This window comes from Pseudomonas sp. 1912-s, assembly GCF_029269205.1.
In the GTDB taxonomy this organism is placed as follows: domain Bacteria; phylum Pseudomonadota; class Gammaproteobacteria; order Pseudomonadales; family Pseudomonadaceae; genus Aquipseudomonas.
Genome location: NZ_JARIXR010000008.1, coordinates 12,152 through 28,728, shown reverse-complemented (window position 1 = coordinate 28,728; position 16,577 = coordinate 12,152). Strand labels below are relative to the sequence as shown.

Sequence of the window (16,577 nt, the reverse complement as noted above, 5' to 3'; positions counted from 1 at the left end):
CGAATCCCATCAATTCAGACGAAGTTTGTTTTCAGCCATGGCGTACATCGGCCGCCAGACCGCGCGGTTGAACGCCACCACGAAGATCGACATCACCACCACGCCCAGGGCGATTTTCGGGAAGTCGCCGGCAGCGGTGGTCTGTGCGATGTAGGCGCCCAGCCCGTGGGCGACCACCTTGTCCTGGCCCCAGGAAACGTACTCGGACACGATGCTGGCGTTCCAGGCACCGCCCGAGGCGGTAATGGCGCCAGTGACGTAGTACGGGAAAATCCCCGGCAGCATCACCTTGCGCCACCACAGCCAGCCGCGAATGCGGAAGTTGGCGGCGGCTTCCTTGAAATCGTTGGGAAACGCGCTGGCGCCGGCGATCACGTTGAACAGGATGTACCACTGGGTACCCAGCACAATCAGCGGGCTCAGCCAGATATCCGGGTTGAGGTTGTAGTGCAGGATCACGATCACGAACACCGGGAACAGCAGGTTCGCCGGGAAGGCCGCGAGAAACTGCGCGAGCGGCTGGATTTTTTCCGCAAGGGCAGGGCGCAAGCCGATCATCACCCCCAGAGGCACCCAGATCAGCGAGGCGATCAGGATCAGGCCAGCCACCCGCAACAGCGTGATCAGGCCCAGCACAAACACATGGCCGACTTCGGCCAGGGTCACTTCAGTGCCGACGTACTGCACGATGTGATACAGCGCATAAGCGGCCAGCAGCGCGATGAGTGTGCCCCACACCCAGTCGATCACTTTTGAGGCTTTTGGTGTCTCTGCCGGCAACGCCTTGAGTGCACCGCCTGCCAGGCTGAAGCGCTTGTTGCCGATGCGGCTGATGGCGCGGGTGACAGGCCGCAGGATGCGCTGGACGATGCGCGTGCGCTGGATCAGGTTCAGCAGCCAGGATTGCGGCGCCGCGCCCTGGGAGGCGGTGGTTTCCATGCGGAACTTGTCGGCCCAGGCCACCAACGGGCGGAACAGGAACTGGTCGTACATCAGGATGACCACGATCATCGCCAGGATCACGTAACCCACGGCGTGCAGGTCTTTCTGGGCAATCGCCAGGGCCAGGTACGAACCCACGCCCGGCAAGGTGATGGTCTTGTCGCCGACGGTAATGGCCTCGGAAGCGACCACGAAAAACCAGCCGCCGGACATGCTCATCATCATGTTCCACACCAGCCCCGGCATGGCGAAGGGCACGTCGAGCTTCCAGAACTTCTGCCAGCCGGACAGCCGCAGGTTGGTCGACACTTCTACCAGGTCATGGGGCAGCATGCGCAGCGACTGGTAGAAGCTGAACGTCATGTTCCAGGCCTGGCTGGTGAAAATCGCAAAGATGGCCGCGAACTCCGCGCCGAGCACGCGCCCGGGGAACAGCAGCAGGAAGAACGTCACGGTAAACGAGATGTAACCCAGCACCGGCACCGATTGCAGGATGTCGAGCACCGGCACCAGCAGTTTCTCGGCGCGCCGGCTTTTGGCGGCCAGGGTGCCGTACAACAGGGTGAACACCAGCGCTGCCACCATCGCCGCGAGCATGCGCATGGTGGTGCGCATCGCGTATTCCGGCAGGTTAGCCGGGTCGAGGGAGATGACTTCACTTTGCAAGGTGGCGATGGGCGCCCAGGTTTCCCGGGCAGTGATGGAGAAAAACAATAAAAAGCCGATCACCAGGGGCAGGGCGACCAGGTCCCAGCGGTTGGGCAACAAGCGCAATGTGGACGCAGGGATGTAGTGACGGAGCACTCTTTTCATAGGCAGTCATTCCTGCAGCGTTCAGGTTCAGGGCGTGATGGGAGTGAGCTTAGCTGCTGCACGAATGACCCACCGGGAAGGAAGGGCGCTGTTTCGCGAGTCAGGGGCAACGAGACGTTGCAGGCGGGATTGTACGTTTCTGAATGTTACAAGCACATAAATTTGCTGTCAGTTTCCTGTACGAACTGCAGCTAGGGCGTTGGCGCCCCAGCCGTCGCTCGAGCGCTATTCAAACCGCAGGATCACCCGGCGGTTGTGCTTGCTCTTCTTCTCGATCTTTTCGCAGAACACCCGGCCGATTTCCTCGGTATTGGTCACATGGGTGCCGCCACAAGGCTGGATGTCGATTCCGGCAATTTCGATCACCCGTACCGAACCCTGGATCACCGGTGGTGCCACCGCCTGGGTGCGGGTGATCTGCAGCAGGGTGGAATACTCCGAGGCCGGCATGGACAGGGTTTTCACCGCGTGGGCCTGTTCGATCAAGGCATTGAGGTCGCGGGTGATGGTCTCTTTGTCGAGGGTCATTTCCGGCAGGTCGAAATCCAGGCGGCCCTTATCAAAGCCGATGCTGCAGCCGGTCACCGGCGCGTCGATGATCGAACACAGCAGGTGCAGGCAGGTGTGCATTTTCATGTGCTGGTAGCGGCGCTCCCAATCCAGGCTGGCGTCCACTTGCATCCCGGCCGCCAGCTGTTCTGGGCAGTGTTCCACCTGGTGCCAGATGATCGAGCGCAGCACCGGGTCGCGCACGGTGCCGGTGATGTCGACACGGCTGCCATCGGGCAGGATGAAGTGGCCGGTGTCCCCCGGCTGCCCGCCGCCGGTGGGGTAGAACAGCGTGTGTTCCAGCGCGATTCCTTGCTCACTGACGGCAATCACCCGCGCACTGAAGGCATTCTGGTAAGGCGCGCTGTCGAACAGCGCGAGGGTTTCCATGGTGTGCACGGACATGTTCAACCTCCGACGATCAGTGGGCTGGCTTGCAGCAGGCGACGAACCATTGCGCTCAAGCCAGGGGGAGAGAGCAGGGTGATTTCAAATTCGGGCCCGGTCACTTTCAGGTTCAGTGGCAGGCGTGGCGGGTAGGCCGTTGTCTCGATATGGCGCAAGCGGAACTGCAGGTGGTGGCGCTCCTTGACCGTCGGCTCCAGCAGCAGGCCGGGCAGGGGGTGAAAGTCGGCGTCCAGCACCGTGACCTTGTGGCTGGCGTTGACCTCGCCGACCACGTGCAGCCGCTCGTCGAGGGCAAACGCGCCGAGGTAGTTGCTGTGGTCCGACTCGTCGTTTTTCTGCAACTGGATCTGGTTGACCACCTTGACCTTGGTGCCGGCCGGCACGTCCTGGGTGATCACGCAGGAAGGGCTGATAAACACGTTGTCGCCGATCAGCACATAACCGAGCACCCGCGCGCCGGAACCGACTTCCACGTTGTTGCCCAGGCGCGGATGGCGCTTGCCGTCGGGGTTGTTGGCGATGCCCCGGGCGCCGAGGGTCACGCCGCAGAGGATGTAGCAGTCGTTGCCGATCTCGCAGGTTTCACCGATGACCGTGCCGTAGCCGTGGTCCAGCACAAAGCGCCGGCCGATCCGCGCGGCGGGGTGAATTTCGGCGCCGGACAAAATCTTGCCCTGGTTGCTCAGCTTCAGGGCGATGGCGCAAAACACGCCGTTGTTCTTGTCCGGGAAATTCCACACCAGGTGCGCCAGCCGGTAGTACAGCACCGCCTTGAACGAGGCGTAGGACTCCAGGATCAGCTCCCCGCGCCCGCGGGACGCCGGGTCGCGCCAGGCATAGGCGATCAGGTCTTCGGCCACCGCCTGGGCCGCCGCCTGGACCAGCGTGCCAAGGTGCTCTTCCAGTTGCTTCAACTGCGTTGGCGTCAGCGTGGTGATGAGGTGGGTGAGCAACTCATCGTGCAGTTGTTGCATGTCGATAAAGCCCCCCATGGAGGCACCCCCGCAATAGTTGTTATTCAAAACAGGGCAAATAACCGTCGGCACTGTCGTAGACCATGGTCAGCACAACGGTGTCGGTAGGCAGCTCCGGCGCCAGCTTGGCGATGGCCACCATGTTGGCGGCCGATGACAACCCGAGGCTGATGGCGTCGGTGCGCATGATGCGTTTGATCATGTCGATGCATTCCTGGCGCGACACCTTGAGCATCCCGTCAATGATCGCGACGTTGAGAATGCTCGGGATCAGGCCGATGGAGAGGCCCTGGATATGGTGGGGTGCGTGGCGGTCGCTGAGCAGGTCGCACTCCTCCGGCTCCACGCCCATCACGCGGATCGCCGGCCAGGTGGCCTTGAGGGTTTCGCCGATGCCGGTGATATGGCCGCCGGTGCCGATGCCGCTGACGAAGTAGTCCACCCGCTGCTCGCCGAAGGCACGGATGATTTCCCGGGCGGTGGTGTCGCGGTGGGTTTGCGGGTTGGCGCCGTTGCGCTGCTGGTTGAGCATCACGTAGCTGGGGTTTTCCAGCTGCAGCTCCATGCACTTTTCACCGTGGGAATTGTTGCCCAGGCGGCTGTCCGACAGCACCACCCGGGCGCCATAGAGGCGCAGCAGTTTCTGCTTCTCGGGGCTGTAGTTGTCGGGGATCACCAGCACCACTTTGTAGCCCAGCACGTTGCCGGCCATCACCAGGCCGATGCCGGTGTTGCCACCGCTGGGCTCGATAATGGTTTGCCCTGAGCCACGGATCAGAATGCCCCGGCGCTCGGCGTCGAGGATCATGCCCAGGGCGATGCGCGCCTTGTGGCTGCCGCCGGGGTTGAGGGACTCCAGCTTCGCGTAGACCTCAATGCCGAGGTCTTCGGAAAACTGTTCCAGGCGCACGATGGGCGTTTGGCCAATCGCGTCGAGTATCGAGTTATGCAACATCAAGTAAGAACCCATGGCCGCTGATCAGTACAAAGGCATGTCGGGTTCGACGTCGCGAACCCAGTGTTTCATGCCACCTTGCAGTACTTTGGTGTTGGCGAATCCGGCTGCCAGCAGGGTAGTGGCGGCTTGTTCCGCGCGCGTTCCGGCGTAGCAGATCAGGTAGTGCGTGTTGTCGCGGCTGAGGGTGGCGAGTTGCCCGTCGAGTTCGGCCAGCGGGATGTGCACCACGCCTGGCAACTTGCACACTTCCAGCTCACTGGCATCGCGCACGTCCAGCAACACGTCGGCCTTGCTGTGTTGTTCGAGCAGTTGCTTGAGCACCCGTGGCTTGATGTAGCGCTCTTCGGCCAACGACGGCTGGCTCGGCACGGCATCCGCACACACGGCAGGTGCGACGGATTGGCTGTGGCGCAGTTCCGAGCAGCAAGGGCAGTCGGCGCGGCGCTTGAAGCGGATCTCGCTGAATTTCATCGCCAGTGCATCAAAACGCATCAGCCGGCCCGACAACGGTTCGCCAATGCCGATCAACAGTTTGATCGCCTCGGTGGCCTGGATCATCCCGACCACGCCGGGCAATACGCCGATGACGCCACCGGCGCTGCAATTGGGTGCCAGTTCCGCCGGCGGGGCCTGGGGAAACAGGCAGCGGTAGCACGGCCCGCCTTTATAGTTGAGCACGCTGATCTGCCCGTCGAAACGGTAGATGGCGCCGTACACCAACGGTTTGCCCAGTTGCACGCAGGCATCGTTGACGAGGTAGCGGGTTTCGAAATTGTCGGTGCCGTCGATCACCAGGTCATAGGCGTCCACCAGTTCCAGGGCGTTGTCGGTGTTGAAGGCGGTGTCGTAGGTGTTGATCTGGATGTGGCTGTTCAGGTCCTGCAAGCGCCGCCTGGCGGACTCGACCTTGGGCAGGCCCAGGGTACTGTTGCCGTGGACGATCTGGCGTTGCAGGTTGCTGCTTTCCACCACGTCGAAATCCACCAGCCCCAGGGTGCCGATGCCGGCCGCCGCCAGGTACAGGCTGATGGGCGAACCGAGGCCGCCGGTGCCGATGATCAGCACGCGGGCTTTCTTCAGGTTCAGTTGGCCTTCGCGACCGACGCCGGGCAGGGTGATGTGGCGCACGTAGCGCTGCACTTCTTCGTTGCTCAGTGAGTCGACGTCCATGCCGCCGGACGTGGCCAGCAGCACTTCGATTTTTGCTTTCTCGGGCAACGGGTCGTTGGCGTCGATCAGCGCTTCCTCGGCGGTGAACAGGAAGTGTTCCTTGAGCTGGTTGTTCTCGTAGAGCAGGTGCGCCCGTAACTGCGGGTGCTCGGTGCACAGGTTTTCAATGACTTCGCGCAATGTCGATCCGGCACCCTCAAGGGTCGATGCTGGCAGCTTGGCCACGCGGACCAGGATGTCGGGGAAAGAGACAGCGTTCATGCACAACTCCGTTTGCAGGTCGTTGAAGGGGTTTTGGGCGAAGCGCTTGCCATCCCAGGCAAACAGCTTGGAACCTTGGGTCTTGCCCTGGCGAACATCCACTACCAGGTAGCTCACGGGGTAGATCGGCTCGCCCATGAAGAGGGCCTTGTCCTGGTCTTCGTCGCTGAAATACGCGCCGACGTCAGGGTGGGAGTGGTAGATCACCACCACTGGGTTATCACTGCGAAACGCCTTGTTCATCATCAGCGTGTCGGCCACCGAAAAGGTGTAGCCGTTGGCAGCGCTGCGTGAATACATCTCGGGGTTCTTGCGGTGCAGTTCGTTCTGGATATTGCTGCCCAGGTACACGCTGCCATCGGCGAAAACGAAACCGCAGCATTCCTCGGGGTAGCTGCGGTCGGCGTGGGCGTAAATCTGCTCCAGGGCGCTTGGGCTCAGGACCTTCATCTCAGTTTTTCTTCGCCAGGAGCTTTTCGATGGGCAGCTTGGTAATCGCAAAACCGGCCAGCAGGATCGCCGAATACATCATCAGGTCCCTGGAAATCTGCACGCCTTCGTACCAGGCACCGACGATCACCGCGAACACCGGGAAGATGATGAACACGAACGACAAAATGATCGGGCTCAGGCGCTTGAGCAGCATGAAATACACGATAAAACCGCCCACCGAGGCCACCAGGCCGAGGTAGAACAGCGCACTCCAGGAGCGCAGGGTGATGTCTTCGAAGGTCGGGGTTTCAAACCACAGGCCGGCGACAAACAGCATCATCCCGGCGATGCCGATGGGCAGGGTGTTGTAGGTGATGACGCTGATGGCGCTGCCTTGTTTCTTGGTAATCACGTAGCACAGGGCATGCATGATCGCGGCGGTCAGAATCGCCAGCACCCCGAAGAACTCGGCATGGTCCAGGTGCAGGCCCTGGCTCTTGATGATCATGTACAGGCTGCCGAAACCGATGGCGATACCGACCACCTGGGAAAAGTAGATGCGTTCACGCAGGAACAACGCGGAAAAAATCAGGATAAACACCGGCATGCAACTGAACAGCAGGGCGGTGAGGCCGGACGAGACATGCATCTCGCCGTAGTTGAGCAGGTAATACGGAATGCTGAAGTAGGACAGCGTCACGAACACGAAGAACCAGCGGCTCTCCCGAGGAAACAGGATCGGCTCGCGGCGCACCCAGGCAAAACACAGGAACAGCGGAAAGGCGATCAGAAAGCGCAGCCCGGCGGAGGTCAGCGGCGGCACGCTTTCCACGGCGATCTTGATGCCCAGCCAGGTGGTGCCCCAACTCAGGCACACGATCAGGAACATCACACTGGTAATCAGCCCAGCCAACCACTGCTTGTGAGTTTTTGTTTTTTCAGCGTTTTCGAGAACGGCGGACATTGGCATCGTGACATTGCTTCCATGAGACCGAATTGACCTCTATATTGAGTGCCTTGATTCGGTGATTGAACCCGTAAAAGCACACTATTAGGGCGAATGATGGCTGTCAAAACAAATATTGACATGGTGTCAATTATGCGAGAAGGACTCTCCAGCGGGCAGGGCGTGAAGTACAAACGCCTGTCCGATGTCATGGAGCGGGGCATTCTTGAAGGCTTGATTGAACCGGGAAGAAAACTGCCGCCCCATCGGGTGCTTTCCGACAATCTGGGGGTGACCATTGGCACCATCAGCCGCGCCTACGGTGAGCTGGAACGGCTGGGGTTGGTGGTGGCGCGGGTGGGTGACGGCACCTTCGTGCGCAAGCGTGGGATGGAGCGACAACGGGATGAAGGCTTTCGCAACTTCAGCGACGAGCCGCGGCAGTATTTTGATATGAGCCGCAACATGCATATCCCGGGGCAGGAGACCACGTTCCTGGCCCAGAGCTTCCAGACACTGGCCACCAACGCCAAGTTTTTGCAGGACATCAGCGCCTACACTCCGGACGCCGGGTTGCCGCGCTACCGTGCGGCGGGCGCGCAGTGGCTGGTGCAGCGGGATTTCCATCCGATTCCCGAGCAGGTGATTTGCGTGAACGGCGGCCAGCACGGGCTGCTGTGCGCATTGATGGCGCTGTTGCGGGCCGGCGACACGGTGGTCACCGAACAGTTGACCTACCCGGGGCTGATCACCGCCGCGCGCATGCTGGGGATACGCCTGATCGGCCTGGAAATGGACGAAGAAGGGCTGTTGCCGGGAGCGCTGGATGAGGTGTGCCGCAATCACCGGGTTTCAGCGTTGTACTGCACGCCGACCATCCAGAATCCTACGACGGCGGTGCTGTCGGTCGCGCGCCGTGAGGCGCTGGTCAAGGTCTGCCGTGAACACAATCTGCTGATTCTCGAGGACGAGGCCCACGGCGTGTTGGTGGAAGATCGTCCGCCGCCCCTGAGCCATTTCGCGCCGGAACGTACGATTCTGATCAGCAGCCTGAGCAAGGCAGTGTCGGCGGGGTTGCGTGTGGGGTACGTGCATGCGCCACCGGCGCTGGTCAGCCGGATTTCCGCGGCGCTGCGCTCAACCTGCTGGATGGCCACGCCGGTGACCCTGGAACTGGCCACCCAATGGATTGAAAACGGCACGGCGGAGCACCTGCTGCACCAGCAGATCCAGGAAATCAGCCGACGCAAGGCGTTGGTGGAAGGGTTGCTGATCGGGCTGGAATATCGCACCCATCTCAATAGCCCGCACTTCTGGATCGAAGTCCCGGAGCCTTGGCGCGCGTCGGAAATCGAGGCGGAGTTGAAGCAGAATAATTACCTGATTGCCACAGCCGAAGCGTTTGCGGTGGGCCAGACGGCGGTGCCGCAGTTTATCCGGGCAAGCATCTGCAACACGTCGGGGGATGATCAGTTGTTGCTGGCAGGGTTTGATGCGCTGGCGACGGCGCTGGGGCAGGGCGGGGGGAGATTCCACCTGTGAAGATAAACCCTTGTGGCGAGGGGGCTTGTCCCCCGTTGGGCGGCGCAGCAGCCCCAAACCTGCCGACGCCGTTCTGTCTGAGAGACTGCGGTGGCATTACTGGGGCCGCTTCGCAGCCCAACGGGGGACAAGCCCCCTCGCCACAGGGGATCAGTGGTGTCTGAACAACCGGTTACTTGAACCGCCGCTCCACCCCTTTCTCCACCAGAATCTTCGCCGAAATCTCTTCCACCGAAAAATGCGTGGAATTGATGTGCGCAATATTCTCCCGGCGGAACAGATTTTCTACTTCCCGCACTTCAAATTCGCACTGCGCATAGCTGGAGTATCGGCTATTGGGCTTGCGTTCATTACGAATCGCCGTCAGCCGGTCCGGGTCAATGGTCAGCCCGAACAGCTTGTGCTGGTGCGCGCGCAGGGCAGCAGGCAGTGTCAGGTGCTCCATGTCGTCTTCGGTCAGCGGGTAGTTGGCCGCGCGAATCCCGAATTGCATGGCCATATAAAGGCAGGTCGGCGTCTTGCCGCAGCGGGACACGCCCACCAGGATCAGATCAGCCTTGTCGTAGTAGTGGGTGCGGGCGCCGTCGTCGTTGTCGAGGGCGAAGTTCACCGCCTCGATCCGCTCCATATAGTTGGAGTTATGACCAATGGAGTGAGATTTTCCGACAGAGTATGACGAATGTTCACTTAACTCTTGTTCCAGCGGCGCCAGGAAGGTAGAGAAGATGTCGATCATGAAACCATTGGAGGTCGCGAGGATCTCACGAATGTCCTGATTGACGATGGTGTCGAAAATGATCGGACGAAATCCGTCTTTTTCGGCCGCCAGATTGATTTGTTGTACCATGGCTCGCGCTTTATCCACGCTATCGATATAGGGTCGCGTGAATTTGCTGAAGGTAATGTTTTCGAACTGCGCCAACAGGCTTTGACCCAGGGTTTCGGCTGTGATGCCGGTGCCGTCGGAGATAAAGAAAGCAGATCGTTTCATTTGAGCCTTGGGCCTTAAGCTGATGACGAATCTTGGATATGATAGGCGCGATTTTGCCGTCCCGCAGTGGGCCGCATTCTCACTTATTTTCCAGGTCCAGGCCACAAACGCCGGTAACCGCTCCTACTGAGCCGCCGGCGTCCTGAGCTTTTCCAACACAGAAAGTGGAGAGATCACCTTGGTAGAGTACGTAGTTTCCCTCGATAAGCTCGGCGTCCATGATGTAGAGCACGTAGGGGGCAAGAACGCATCCCTGGGCGAGATGATCAGTAATCTTGCGGGCGCCGGTGTATCGGTTCCTGGTGGTTTTGCCACCACCGCCCAGGCTTACCGTGATTTCCTCGAGTTGAGCGGCCTCAACGATCAGATCCATGCCGCCCTCGATGCGCTGGACGTCGATGACGTCAACGCCCTGGCCAAGACCGGCGCCCAGATCCGTCAATGGATCATGGAAGCCGAGTTCCCCGAGAAGCTCAACGCCGAGATCCGCACCGCGTTTGCCACGCTGTCGGCCGGTAACCCGGACATGGCCGTCGCCGTGCGCTCCTCGGCCACCGCCGAAGACCTGCCAGACGCCTCCTTTGCCGGTCAGCAAGAAACCTTCCTGAACATCCGCGGCGTGGAAAACGTGATCCGCGCGGCCAAGGAAGTGTTCGCCTCGCTGTTCAACGACCGCGCCATTTCCTACCGTGTACACCAGGGTTTCGACCACAAGCTGGTGGCCCTGTCTGCCGGTGTGCAGCGCATGGTGCGTTCGGAAACCGGCACGGCCGGCGTGATGTTCACCCTGGACACCGAGTCGGGCTTTCGCGACGTGGTCTTCATCACCGGCGCCTACGGCCTCGGCGAAACCGTCGTACAAGGTGCGGTGAACCCGGACGAATTCTACGTCCACAAACACACCCTTGAAGCCGGCCGTCCGGCCATCCTGCGCCGCAACCTGGGCAGCAAGGCGATCAAGATGATCTACGGCGACGAGGCCAAGGCCGGTCGCTCGGTAAAAACCGTTGATGTCGACAAGGCCGAACGTGCGCGTTTCTGCCTCACCGACGCCGAAGTCAGCGAATTGGCCAAACAAGCGATGATCATCGAAAAGCACTACAAGTGCCCGATGGACATCGAATGGGCCAAGGACGGTGACGACGGCAAGCTGTACATCGTTCAGGCCCGCCCTGAAACCGTGAAGAGCCGCACCTCGGCCAACGTCATGGAACGCTACCTGTTGAAAGAAACCGGCACCGTGCTGGTGGAAGGCCGTGCCATCGGCCAGCGCATCGGCGCCGGCAAGGTGCGGATCATCAAGGACGTGTCCGAGATGGACAAAGTCCAGCCAGGCGACGTGCTGGTCTCCGACATGACCGACCCGGACTGGGAACCGGTGATGAAACGCGCCAGCGCCATCGTCACCAACCGTGGCGGGCGTACCTGCCACGCGGCGATCATCGCCCGTGAACTGGGGATCCCGGCAGTGGTCGGTTGCGGCAACGCCACCCAACTGTTGAAAGACGGCCAGGGCGTGACTGTGTCCTGCGCTGAAGGCGACACCGGCTTCATCTTCGAAGGTGAACTGGGCTTCGACATCAAGCAAAACTCCATCGACGCCATGCCCGACCTGCCGTTCAAGATCATGATGAACGTCGGCAACCCGGACCGCGCCTTCGACTTCGCGCAGTTGCCGAACGCCGGTGTGGGCCTGGCCCGCCTGGAGTTCATCATCAACCGCATGATCGGCGTGCACCCCAAGGCACTGTTGAACTACGACGGCCTGCCGCCGGACATCAAGGAAAGCGTCGACAAGCGCATCGCCGGCTACAACGACCCGGTGGGCTTCTACGTCGAGAAACTGGTGGAAGGCATCAGCACCCTGGCGGCGGCGTTCTACCCGAAAAAGGTCATCGTGCGGCTGTCGGACTTCAAGTCCAACGAATACGCGAACCTGATCGGCGGCAAGCTCTACGAGCCGGAAGAAGAAAACCCGATGCTGGGCTTCCGGGGCGCCTCGCGTTACATCAGCGAAGCCTTCCGCGACTGCTTCGAGCTGGAATGCCGCGCCCTCAAGCGCGTGCGCAACGAGATGGGCCTGACCAACGTCGAAATCATGGTGCCATTCGTGCGCACCCTGGGCGAGGCGAGCCAGGTGGTGGACCTGCTGGCTGAAAACGGCCTGTCCCGTGGCGAGAACGGCCTGCGCGTCATCATGATGTGCGAGCTGCCGTCCAACGCCATCCTGGCTGAAGAGTTCCTGGAATTCTTCGACGGCTTCTCCATCGGCTCCAACGACCTGACCCAGCTGACCCTGGGCCTGGACCGCGACTCGGGGATCATCGCCCACCTGTTCGACGAGCGTAACCCTGCGGTCAAGAAGCTGCTGGCCAACGCCATCCAGGCGTGCAACAAGGCTGGCAAGTACATCGGGATCTGCGGCCAAGGCCCTTCCGATCACCCCGACCTGGCCAAATGGCTGATGGAACAGGGCATCGAAAGCGTCTCGCTGAACCCCGATTCGGTACTGGAAACCTGGTTCTTCCTGGCTGAAGGTCAAGCTTAGGCGTAAGACGCAACCTCAAAAAGTGCCGGTCAATCGTAAGGGTTGGCCGGCATTTCTCATTCTGTACAGGGCGGAACTCCTTCCGGACGCCGCCCTTTTTTGTGCAAGAGCATTATGCAAAGCAGCAGCAACCTGTTTCCTGTCGCCTTGATCAGCGCTGAGCGTCGTGGCGACCTGAGTGAAGATGTGTATCGCCTCAAGCCCGGCAACAGCCCTGACGGTACCGTCGAGCTGGCCGTGACCCGCCTGGGCCTGGCCGATGTCCCGGAAAACCGGGGCGTGCCGGTGGTTTTGTTGCATGGCAGTTTCTCCAACCGACGCTTCTGGTATTCGCCCAAGGGGATCGGCCTGGGCGCTTACCTGGCGCGCGAGGGGTTCGACGTCTGGATCCCGGAAATGCGCGGCCACGGGCTGTCCCGACGTAACCACGACTACGCCAAAAACCGCGTTGCCGACTATGCTCGCTACGACTTGCCGGCCATTGCCGCCTTTGTGCGTGAGCAAAGTGGGCAGGTTCCCCACTGGATCGGGCATTCCCTGGGTGGCACAACCCTGGCTGCGGCCCTGGGTGGGCAGCACCTTGGCGCGCCGGCAGTGGCCTCGGTGGCGCTGTTTGGCTGCCAGGTCAGCCGTACCCATTGGCCGTTGAAACTTCCACCGTTGGAATGGACCGGTCGCCTGCTCTTGAAGCGCTTTGGCCAATTGTCTGGCTCGCGACTGAAACGCGGCCCCGAAGACGAACCGGCAGGTGTGCTGATTGAAGCCATGCGCTGGAATGGCCTGTTCGGCCGCTTTGGCGAAGGGAAGCAGGATTGGTGGAAAGGCCTGGCAGCGGTCGACGTACCGCTATTGGCGGTGAGCGCTGCCGGCGATCACCAGGACCCGGACTGGGCCTGTCGCAAACTCTTCGAGCAAGTCGGCTCCGAGCATCGCCAGTACCTGTGCCTGGGGCGCCGGCAAGGGTTCAGCGGGGATTTCGGGCACGTCGAGATGCTCGTCAGCAAGGCTGCCCAGGCTGAAGTGTGGCCGTTGGTGAAGCGTTGGCTGAAAGATCCGCTTACACCTTTGGCGGGGGCGCAGTCGCAGGAACTCGCTGCGGTTTGAGCGCAAGGCTCTATCAGGGGCGTTTCGCTTGTTTGCCGTAGCGGCTAAGATATGACGCGTTGGTTGGTTCTGGTCATATTCAGTCGCGCAGTGGGTCTTGCGTTGCTGTCGGATGGGCCTGACTATTCGGCCCGGATTAAAGAACCTTCATGGCAAAGCGTTTCCAGATGTAAGTAAACAGTGGGATGTTTGACACCTTCTTTCACCTACAGGAGTTTCTCGATGAACCATTACCTTACCCCCGACCTGTGTGACGCCTACCCGGAGCTGGTGCAGGTGGTTGAGCCGATGTTCAGCAATTTCGGCGGCCGAGACTCCTTTGGTGGCGAGATCGTGACCATCAAGTGTTTTGAAGACAATTCCCTGGTCAAGGAACAAGCCGAACTCAATGGCGCTGGCAAGGTGCTGGTGGTCGACGGTGGTGGTTCCCTGCGCCGTGCGTTGCTGGGCGACATGATTGCCGAGAAAGCCGCGAAAAACGGCTGGGAAGGGCTGGTGATCTACGGCTGCATCCGCGATGTGGACGTGATTGCCCAGACCGATTTGGGTGTACAGGCCCTGGCCAGCCACCCGATGAAGACAGAAAAGCGCGGTATCGGCGATTTGAACGTGGCGGTGACCTTCGCTGGCGTGACCTTCCGCCCGGGTGAGTACGTGTACGCCGACAATAACGGCGTGATCGTCTCTCCCAGCCCGCTGAAAATGCCTGAATAAATAGCAGTAGCCGACAGGGGTGAGGATGTTCGAGGAAGAAAACGCGCAGTGGGGGCTGGTGCACGCCCTGGTGCTGGACGGTAAAGGTGGTGCGCGTTCGATTGCCCGGACAGAGCTTGATGAGCTGCAACTGCAGCCTCAGGAAAGCCTGTGGCTGCATTGGGACCGTAGCCATCCCCAGACCCAGACCTGGTTACGCAAATCCAGCGGCTTGAGCGAGTTCGCGTGTGACCTACTGCTGGAGGAAAACACCCGCCCACGCCTGTTGCCGCTGCCGGACGCCGAACTGCTGCTGTTTTTACGCGGGGTCAACCTGAACCCCGGCGCCGAACCGGAAGACATGGTCTCGGTGCGTATCTTTGCCTCGGCGGCGCGGGTGATTTCCCTGCGCTTGCGCCCGTTACGTGCAACGGATGAGCTGCTGGTGCAGTTGGCGGATGGCAAGGGGCCGAAAACGTCGTCGGAACTGGTCCTTTATATGGCGCAGTACCTGACCAACAAGGTCCAGGATCTGGTCAGTGATCTGTCCGAAATCGTCGATATCGAAGAAGAAAAACTGGATGCCGACGAACGGTATACCCCGGAGCATGGCAGCGTTTTGCAGATCCGTCGGCGCGCCGCCGGGCTGAAACGTTTCCTGTCGCCGCAGCGGGATATTTTCGCGCAGTTGACCCGGATCAAACTGCCCTGGTTCTGCGACGACGATGCTGACTACTGGAACGAATTGAACAACAGCCTGACCCGTTACCTGGAAGAGCTGGAATTGGCCCGGGAGCGCGTGGGGCTTGTGCTTGAGACCGAAGACCGGCGTTTGAGCCTGCGCATGAACCGCACCATGTACCGCTTCGGGATCATCACCGGGATCTTCCTGCCGATGAGTTTCCTGACCGGTTTGCTGGGGATCAATGTGGGGGGAATTCCGTTCTCTTCCAGTCCTTACGGGTTCCTGATTGCCTGCCTGATGATGGTCACGGTGGCGGTCGGGCAGTGGTGGTTGTTTCGACGTTTACGTTGGGTCTGACCTGAATGTGACCTGAACGTGGAAAGAGGTCATGTGACCCGAAGAATTTTACCCTCGTCTTTTAAATCACTTGCGAGAGGTTTTTATGCACGATCCGTTCGAACAGTCTTTGCGTGACATGCTGAATGCTTCGCCGTCCAACCGGGACGACGATGCTTGCCTGGGTCGCGTTTTGAAAACCGCCAACCGCCAGGTCGGGGCGGGGGACCTGTTCGGTCTGCTCGGCCGCTGGTTGCCGGCATTGATGATGGCCCTGAACAACGGTTCGGCCCATGTTTCACCGGTTTCCCGTCGTAAACCTCTTGCTCGCACTGCTGATAAGGCTGAATGAATATGGAACTCGATCTCTGGACCCAGAGTCTGGTAACTGCAATGACTGCGCTGTGGACCAAGGTGGCGAATTTCATTCCCAACCTGTTTGGTGCCCTGGTGGTGGTACTGCTGGGTTTTGTCGTGGCCAAGCTGCTCGACACCCTGCTCTCCAAATTGCTGGCTAAACTGGGTCTCGATCGACTGATGGGCGGTACCGGCCTGACCAAGATTCTGGGACGTGCCGGGCTGCAAGTGCCGATCTCGACATTGATCGGCAAGATCGTTTATTGGTTTGTTTTGCTGATTTTTCTGGTTTCTGCGGCTGAATCCCTTGGACTTGAGCGAGTTTCAGCTACGCTCGACATGCTGGCGCTGTATTTGCCGAAGGTATTCGGTGGCGCGCTGGTGCTGCTCGTAGGGGTTTTGCTGGCGCAACTGGCCAATGGCCTGGTGCGCGGCGCGGCTGAAGGGGTAGGGCTGGATTACGCCAGCGGCCTGGGGCGAATCGCTCAGGGCCTGGTGATTATCATCAGTATTTCGGTCGCGATCAGCCAGTTGGAGGTCAAGACTGACCTGCTGAACCATGTGATTGTGATTGTTTTGATTACCGTTGGTCTGGCCGTTGCGCTGGCCATGGGACTGGGAAGCCGGGAAATTGCCGGGCAGATTCTTGCGGGAATCTATGTGCGTGAGCTGTATCAGGTTGGGCAACAAGTGCGTGTGGGCGAGGTCGAAGGGCAGATCGAGGAGATCGGCACGGTTAAGACAACAGTGCTGACCGACGATGGCGAACTGGTGTCGCTTTCGAATCGGATCCTGCTGGAACAGCATGTGACTAGCCGCTAACCCGGCAAACCCTGCTAATGTACGCCGCCGCAAACCTGGGTATCCA

Annotated in this window: 14 protein-coding genes; 7 read left to right on the top strand and 7 right to left on the bottom strand. The window is 60.4% G+C overall.

What is annotated here, in order from left to right; genetic code table 11:
* Positions 1-9: 9 nt before the first annotated feature.
* From P3C29_RS12245 to P3C29_RS12220, 6 genes are all read right to left on the bottom strand, one after another.
* Positions 10-1,755, bottom strand: a complete 1,746-nt coding sequence (locus P3C29_RS12245) for an ABC transporter permease subunit (protein ID WP_010176431.1) — start codon at positions 1,753-1,755, stop codon at positions 10-12.
* Positions 1,756-1,980: 225 nt separating this feature from the next.
* On the bottom strand, positions 1,981-2,709 hold the full coding sequence (locus P3C29_RS12240) for an alanyl-tRNA editing protein (RefSeq protein ID WP_010176430.1): 729 nt from the start codon (positions 2,707-2,709) through the stop codon (positions 1,981-1,983).
* 2 nt (positions 2,710-2,711) lie between these two features.
* The gene (locus P3C29_RS12235) at positions 2,712-3,704 is read right to left on the bottom strand and encodes a serine O-acetyltransferase (protein WP_010176429.1); all 993 of its coding nucleotides are present in this window, start codon (positions 3,702-3,704) and stop codon (positions 2,712-2,714) included.
* 22 nt (positions 3,705-3,726) lie between these two features.
* Positions 3,727-4,641, bottom strand: a complete 915-nt coding sequence (locus P3C29_RS12230) for a PLP-dependent cysteine synthase family protein (protein ID WP_029616140.1) — start codon at positions 4,639-4,641, stop codon at positions 3,727-3,729.
* Positions 4,642-4,665: 24 nt separating this feature from the next.
* Complete coding sequence (gene moeB / locus P3C29_RS12225) at positions 4,666-6,525, bottom strand: molybdopterin-synthase adenylyltransferase MoeB (protein WP_275964611.1); 1,860 nt, start codon at positions 6,523-6,525, stop codon at positions 4,666-4,668.
* Between the two features lies 1 nt (position 6,526).
* Positions 6,527-7,420 carry an EamA family transporter gene (locus P3C29_RS12220; protein ID WP_275964695.1) on the bottom strand — a complete coding sequence of 298 codons (894 nt, stop codon included), beginning with the start codon at positions 7,418-7,420 and terminating at the stop codon, positions 6,527-6,529.
* 186 nt (positions 7,421-7,606) lie between these two features.
* Between P3C29_RS12220 and P3C29_RS12215 the strand changes: the two genes are divergently transcribed.
* Complete coding sequence (locus P3C29_RS12215; protein ID WP_010176425.1) at positions 7,607-8,995, top strand: PLP-dependent aminotransferase family protein; 1,389 nt, start codon at positions 7,607-7,609, stop codon at positions 8,993-8,995.
* Positions 8,996-9,167: 172 nt separating this feature from the next.
* Here the strand turns inward: P3C29_RS12215 and P3C29_RS12210 are convergent, their stop codons facing one another.
* Positions 9,168-9,986, bottom strand: a complete 819-nt coding sequence (locus tag P3C29_RS12210; protein WP_010176424.1) for a pyruvate, water dikinase regulatory protein — start codon at positions 9,984-9,986, stop codon at positions 9,168-9,170.
* Between the two features lie 178 nt (positions 9,987-10,164).
* Here P3C29_RS12210 and ppsA point away from each other — a divergent pair, with 178 nt between their 5' ends.
* From ppsA to P3C29_RS12180, 6 genes are all read left to right on the top strand, one after another.
* Positions 10,165-12,534: a phosphoenolpyruvate synthase gene (gene ppsA, locus P3C29_RS12205; protein ID WP_275964610.1), complete on the top strand. Its 2,370-nt coding sequence runs from the start codon at positions 10,165-10,167 to the stop codon at positions 12,532-12,534.
* Between the two features lie 114 nt (positions 12,535-12,648).
* Positions 12,649-13,638 carry an alpha/beta fold hydrolase gene (locus P3C29_RS12200; protein WP_201122173.1) on the top strand — a complete coding sequence of 330 codons (990 nt, stop codon included), beginning with the start codon at positions 12,649-12,651 and terminating at the stop codon, positions 13,636-13,638.
* Positions 13,639-13,860: 222 nt separating this feature from the next.
* Positions 13,861-14,352 carry a ribonuclease E activity regulator RraA gene (gene rraA / locus P3C29_RS12195; protein ID WP_010176422.1) on the top strand — a complete coding sequence of 164 codons (492 nt, stop codon included), beginning with the start codon at positions 13,861-13,863 and terminating at the stop codon, positions 14,350-14,352.
* A 25-nt stretch (positions 14,353-14,377) separates the two neighbouring features.
* Entirely contained in the window at positions 14,378-15,373 is a 996-nt protein-coding gene (locus P3C29_RS12190) for a zinc transporter ZntB (protein ID WP_003215009.1), read from the top strand.
* A gap of 85 nt (positions 15,374-15,458) precedes the next feature.
* A complete protein-coding gene (locus tag P3C29_RS12185; RefSeq protein WP_003215011.1) occupies positions 15,459-15,704 on the top strand; it encodes a hypothetical protein in 246 nt (81 codons plus the stop codon).
* 2 nt (positions 15,705-15,706) lie between these two features.
* A complete protein-coding gene (locus P3C29_RS12180) occupies positions 15,707-16,531 on the top strand; it encodes a mechanosensitive ion channel domain-containing protein (RefSeq protein ID WP_008432650.1) in 825 nt (274 codons plus the stop codon).
* Positions 16,532-16,577: the final 46 nt, after the last annotated feature.